Origin of the sequence: Paracoccus sp. (in: a-proteobacteria), assembly GCF_030538755.1 — a bacterium.
Lineage (GTDB): Bacteria > Pseudomonadota > Alphaproteobacteria > Rhodobacterales > Rhodobacteraceae > Paracoccus.
This window is the reverse complement of the sequence record NZ_JAUNTJ010000043.1, coordinates 1-4,801: the sequence shown is the minus strand read 5'-3', so window position 1 is coordinate 4,801 and position 4,801 is coordinate 1. Positions and strand designations below refer to the sequence as shown.

8 protein-coding genes are annotated in these 4,801 nt (G+C 63.5%); 5 read left to right on the top strand and 3 right to left on the bottom strand.

Features of this window, described 5'->3' with window-relative positions; all coding sequences use genetic code 11:
* The 5 genes from clpX to Q4G14_RS14900 form a co-directional block, all read left to right on the top strand.
* Positions 1 to 756, top strand: a 756-nt coding sequence (gene clpX / locus Q4G14_RS14920) for an ATP-dependent Clp protease ATP-binding subunit ClpX (RefSeq protein ID WP_303362556.1), incomplete at its 5' end; no start/stop codon positions are given.
* A 170-nt stretch (positions 757 to 926) separates the two neighbouring features.
* Positions 927 to 1,064: a hypothetical protein gene (locus Q4G14_RS14915; protein ID WP_303362555.1), complete on the top strand. Its 138-nt coding sequence runs from the start codon at positions 927 to 929 to the stop codon at positions 1,062 to 1,064.
* A 6-nt stretch (positions 1,065 to 1,070) separates the two neighbouring features.
* A complete protein-coding gene (locus tag Q4G14_RS14910; protein ID WP_303362554.1) occupies positions 1,071 to 1,268 on the top strand; it encodes a hypothetical protein in 198 nt (65 codons plus the stop codon).
* A 184-nt stretch (positions 1,269 to 1,452) separates the two neighbouring features.
* Entirely contained in the window at positions 1,453 to 1,836 is a 384-nt protein-coding gene (locus Q4G14_RS14905; RefSeq protein WP_303362553.1) for an NADH:ubiquinone oxidoreductase subunit NDUFA12, read from the top strand.
* The gene (locus Q4G14_RS14900; RefSeq protein WP_303362552.1) at positions 1,833 to 2,192 is read left to right on the top strand and encodes a DUF2155 domain-containing protein; all 360 of its coding nucleotides are present in this window, start codon (positions 1,833 to 1,835) and stop codon (positions 2,190 to 2,192) included. The genes Q4G14_RS14905 and Q4G14_RS14900 overlap by 4 nt, the downstream gene beginning before the upstream one ends.
* On the opposite strand, the gene aat is transcribed toward Q4G14_RS14900, so the two are convergent.
* The 3 genes from aat to accB are packed head-to-tail and all read right to left on the bottom strand — an operon-like array spanning position 2,159 to position 4,656.
* Positions 2,159 to 2,788 (bottom strand): leucyl/phenylalanyl-tRNA--protein transferase, encoded by a 630-nt coding sequence (gene aat / locus Q4G14_RS14895; RefSeq protein WP_303362551.1) that lies wholly within the window; start codon positions 2,786 to 2,788, stop codon positions 2,159 to 2,161. The genes Q4G14_RS14900 and aat overlap by 34 nt on opposite strands.
* Position 2,789: 1 nt before the next feature.
* Positions 2,790 to 4,136: an acetyl-CoA carboxylase biotin carboxylase subunit gene (gene accC / locus Q4G14_RS14890; protein WP_303362550.1), complete on the bottom strand. Its 1,347-nt coding sequence runs from the start codon at positions 4,134 to 4,136 to the stop codon at positions 2,790 to 2,792.
* Between the two features lie 7 nt (positions 4,137 to 4,143).
* Complete coding sequence (gene accB / locus Q4G14_RS14885) at positions 4,144 to 4,656, bottom strand: acetyl-CoA carboxylase biotin carboxyl carrier protein (RefSeq protein WP_303362549.1); 513 nt, start codon at positions 4,654 to 4,656, stop codon at positions 4,144 to 4,146.
* Positions 4,657 to 4,801: the final 145 nt, after the last annotated feature.

Genomic DNA, 4,801 nt, shown 5'->3' with positions numbered 1-4,801 from the left:
GTCGAACGGGCGCAGCGCGGCATCGTCTATATCGACGAGGTGGACAAGATCACCCGCAAGTCCGACAACCCCTCGATCACCCGTGACGTCTCGGGCGAGGGGGTGCAGCAGGCGCTGCTGAAGATCATGGAAGGCACGGTCGCCTCGGTGCCGCCGCAGGGCGGGCGCAAGCATCCGCAGCAGGAATTCCTGCAAGTGGACACGACCAACATCCTGTTCATCTGCGGCGGGGCCTTTGCCGGGCTGGAACGGATCATCGCGCAGCGCAACAAGGGCACCGCGATGGGCTTTGGCGCTACGGTCAAGGAAAACGACGACCGCGGCGTTGGCGAGTTGTTCAAGGAACTGGAGCCGGAAGACCTGCTGAAATTCGGTCTGATCCCGGAATTCGTCGGTCGTCTGCCGGTCATCGCCACCCTGACCGATCTGGACGAAGAGGCCCTGATTATCATCCTGACCAAGCCCAAGAATGCGCTGGTCAAGCAGTATCAGCGCCTGTTCGAACTGGAAGACGTCAAGCTGACCTTTACCGAAGACGCGCTCAAAGCGATCGCCAAACGTGCTATCCAGCGCAAAACGGGGGCGCGTGGTCTGCGCTCGATCATGGAAGACATTCTGCTGGATACCATGTTCGAACTGCCGGGCCTGACCAGTGTGGATGAAGTCGTGGTGAATGAAGAGGCGGTCGAAACCGCTTCGGCCAAGCCGCTGCTGATCCACGCCGATACGAAAAAGGAAACCGCCAGCGCAAGTTGATCGTCATTGCCGGTCGGGCTGCGGCGATGAATGGCCTTCGCCAATTACTTGCCGCCGTGGTCATTGCGGCCATGCTGTATGCGCCGGTTTTGTGGTAGAGATCTTCGCACGCGGCAGAGGATCGCGATTACGCGGCGACACTGTTTGCGGGGCATTTGCCTGTTGCCGACGTGTTGGCCTCGCCTCGCTGGAACCGGGCGTTGATCTGGGACTGCACTCTTGCGGCGGTTCTGTTGGGCGACGATGCGCCGCAGGCTCCGCCGACCTGGCACGCTGATCGCCGGGCCTTTGATTTCGGCGGCGACTGACAGCGGATGCCGGTTTCGTCCTTGCCGCAGGATAGCCGCGATACCGTTGCCAGTTGCGCCGACCAACTGCCGCCCAAGGCTGGGCAGGCGCTTGCTGCGGCATTGACGTCAGGGGGCTGGTTTACCCATGAACCGCATGGCGAGGTTGTTCAGAGCTATGCCCCCGCAGCACGTTTGGCCGCGAAAATCCGCTATGGCGATTAGGCCGTTCCGAACCACAGCCGTGATCTGCATCTTGCCAAGCTGCCACACGACCTGATCGCCGACCTCGCCGCCCTCAGGTTTCTGCGCCTGATCCCCGCGCGGCTCGCCCCTCGGTTCCGGCTGGACCTTGGCCGGAATTTACGCCATATCCCAACTATACGCCGCTGATCCGAGGTGCCGACCCATGTCGTTGAAATCTACGTTCATCCGCTTTCTGACCTGGTGGAACGGGCAGACGTTCAACACGCAATTCTGGACCTGGCGTCATGGCAAAAAGGTCGGCGAGGATGAACAGGGCAATGTGTTTTACCAGACAGCCGACGGTAAACGCCGTTGGGTGATCTATAATGGCGAGGCCGAGGCCAGCCGGATCAGCCCCGAATGGCATGGCTGGCTGCATCACACTTGGGATCAGCCCCCGACCAAGGAACCGCTGCCGCATCGCGCGTGGGAAGAACCGCACCTGCCGAACCTGACCGGCACGGCGCGGGCCTATCTGCCGGAAGGGTCGCTGTATCGTGCCGATCCGGTTCGGCGGCGCGATTACGAATCCTGGAAACCGGAATGAAACCTGTCCTTGCCGCGCTGGCTGTTACGTTGGCGTTTGTCTCGGGCGGCGAGGCGCAGCAGGTGTCGCGCGGGGGCGGGGCGCTGTTGCGTGGCTTGGACAAGATTTCCGGCCAGACCACGGATATGGTCGTCGCGGTCGGGCAATCGGTCGATTATGGGCGGCTGACTGTCCGGCTGGGCGAATGCCGTTTTCCGTCGGGCGACCCCAGTTCGGACGCCTTTGCGCAGATGACCGTCACGGATCGCGATCAGAATGTGACGCTGTTCAGCGGCTGGATGATCGCCTCGTCGCCGGCGCTGTCGGCGCTGGATGATGCGCGCTATGATGTCTGGGTGATTTCCTGCCAAAGCTGAACCGCCTCGGGCAGCGGTGCGGCGTGAAAATCGGCGGGGGCTTGCAGCGCCGCCGCCAGCCTGCTGCGATAATCGGCGCGCGAAATCTCGACGCCGCCCATGCTGGCCAGATGTGGGGTCAGGAATTGCGTGTCGAACAGGGTAAAGCCGCAGCGCGCCAGATGCGATGACAGCCAGATCAGCGCCATGCGCGATCCGCTGCGCCGCAACGAAACCATTGATTCGCCAAAGAAAGCCCCGCCCAGGATCACTCCAAAGATGCCCCCGGCGAAAGAGCCGTTCTGGCGGATGGTCAGGGCCTCGGCATAGCCGAGCTTGTGCAGATCGTGGTATAGATCGCGCAGCGGTGCGTTGATCCATGTTTCGTCGCGATCCGCGCAAGCTGCCACCACCGCGTCGAAATCACCGTCCAGATGCGCGCTCCACCCGCCTCGGCGCAGGTCGCGCCGCAGCGACCGCGCGGCACGGACCCCGCCGACCGGCAGGATGCCGCGGCGGGGCGGATCGAACCAGTGAAGGCGCGGGTCATCTGCCGATTCGGCCATGGGGAAAACCCCCTGCGCATAGGCGTTCAAAAGATGCGCAGGGGTCAGCACGTCAGCCGAAACGCTGCTCCAACCAGCGTTCCAGCCAGTGGATCGAGTAATTGCCCGACTGGATGTCGGGTTCTTGCAGCAGATCGCGGAACAGCGGGATGGTGGTGTCCACGCCATCGACGATCAGTTCCGACAGCGCGCGCGCCAGCCGTGCCAAGGCTTCGGGCCGGTCGCGGCCGTGGACGATCAGCTTGCCGATCAGGCTGTCGTAATAGGGCGGGATCGAATAGCCGTCATACAGCGCCGAATCTATCCGCACGCCAAGGCCACCGGGGGCATGATATTGCGTGATCCGGCCGGGGCAGGGGGTAAAGCCCGGCACCCGTTCGGCGTTGATCCGCACCTCGATCGCATGGCCACGGATCGACAGATCGTCCTGTTCCAGATCCATCGGCAGGCCAGCCGCCACGCGGATCTGTTCGCGCACCAGATCGACGCCAAAGATCGCCTCGGTCACGGGGTGTTCGACCTGAAGCCGGGTGTTCATTTCGATGAAATAGAACTGCCCGTCCTCGAACAGAAATTCGATGGTCCCGGCCCCGCGATAGCCCATTTCGCCAATGGCGCGGGCGCAGATGCCGCCGATTTCGGCGCGCTGCTCGGCGGTGATGACCGGGCCGGGCGCCTCTTCCAGCACCTTTTGGTGGCGGCGTTGCAGCGAACAGTCGCGTTCGCCCAGGTGGATACCCTTGCCGCGCCCGTCGCCAAAAACCTGAATTTCGATATGGCGCGGTTTTTGCAGGTATTTTTCGATATATACCTCGTCGTTGCCAAAGGCTGCCTTGGCCTCGGCCCGCGCGGTGCGAAAGGCGGTTTCCAGCGCGGCGGCATCCTTGGCCACCTTCATGCCGCGCCCGCCGCCGCCCGCCGTCGCCTTGATGATGACGGGATAGCCCATGTCGCCCGCGACCTTGCGCGCGGTTTCGATGTCGGGCACCCCGCCATCGGACCCCGGCACCACCGGAATCCCCAGCGATTTCGCGGTTTCCTTGGCGGTGATCTTGTCGCCCATCAGGCGGATATGTTCGCTGGTCGGGCCGATAAAGCTGATGCCGTGATCCTCCAGCATCTGCACAAAGCCGGCGTTTTCCGACAGGAAGCCATAGCCGGGATGCACCGCCTGCGCGCCGGTGATTTCGCAGGCCGAGATGATGGCAGGCATCGACAAATAGCTGGCCGACGAGGACGGCGGCCCGATGCAGACCGATTCATCGGCCATACGCACATGCATGGCGTCGGTGTCGGCGGTCGAGTGCACTGCCACCGACTGAATGCCCATTTCGCGGCAGGCGCGGATCACCCGCAGCGCGATTTCGCCGCGATTGGCGATCAGGATTTTATCGAACATGGCCGCCTCACTCGACGACCATCAGGGGGGCGCCGAATTCGACCGGGGTGCCGTCATCGACCAGAATGCGCCGCACCGTGCCCGCGCGCGGGGCAGGGATGTGGTTCATGGTCTTCATCGCCTCGACGATCAGCAGGGTGTCGCCTTCGGCCACGCTCTGACCGATGGTGACAAAGGGCGCGGCACCCGGTTCGGGCGACAGATAGGCGGTGCCGACCATGGGCGAGGTGACGGCGCCCGGCAGGCTGGCCGGGTCTTCGGTGGTCGCGCCCGGCGTTGCCGTGGGGGTCGAAGGGCCAGCGGGGGCCGCGGCGACCGGCGCGGGTGCGGCAACCGGGGCCTGCATCAGCACGGCCTTGCCCCCTTTGGACAGGCTGACGGTCAGGCGGTCGTTTTCACTGTATTCGCGCTTGACCGACAGTTCGGTCAGGTCGTTCCGGTTCAGCAGTTCCGCCAGTGCCTGAATAAAGGCCACGTCGCCTGCGTTATCCTGATTGTTGTGATCGGAGTCCTTGCTCATGCCGTCCTCTGGCTTGTTGGGGTGGCCGCGTTCTGGTCGCGCGGGGCTTTGCATCGGGTTATATGTCGTCCCCGACGCGAGGGAAAGCAATTTGGACTGACAGTTCGCCGCAACCCCGCCGGGCAACAAAAAAAGCGCCCGCACA

Excerpts from the sequence above, each read along its gene's own strand:
- Q4G14_RS14910 (WP_303362554.1), top strand. The coding sequence starts at position 1,071 with ATGCCGGTTTCGTCCTTGCCGCAGGATAGCCGCGATACCGTTGCCAGT.
- Q4G14_RS14905 (WP_303362553.1), top strand. The coding sequence starts at position 1,453 with ATGTCGTTGAAATCTACGTTCATCCGCTTTCTGACCTGGTGGAACGGG.
- Q4G14_RS14900 (WP_303362552.1), top strand. The coding sequence starts at position 1,833 with ATGAAACCTGTCCTTGCCGCGCTGGCTGTTACGTTGGCGTTTGTCTCG.
- accC (WP_303362550.1), bottom strand. The coding sequence starts at position 4,136 with ATGTTCGATAAAATCCTGATCGCCAATCGCGGCGAAATCGCGCTGCGG.
- accB (WP_303362549.1), bottom strand. The coding sequence starts at position 4,656 with ATGAGCAAGGACTCCGATCACAACAATCAGGATAACGCAGGCGACGTG.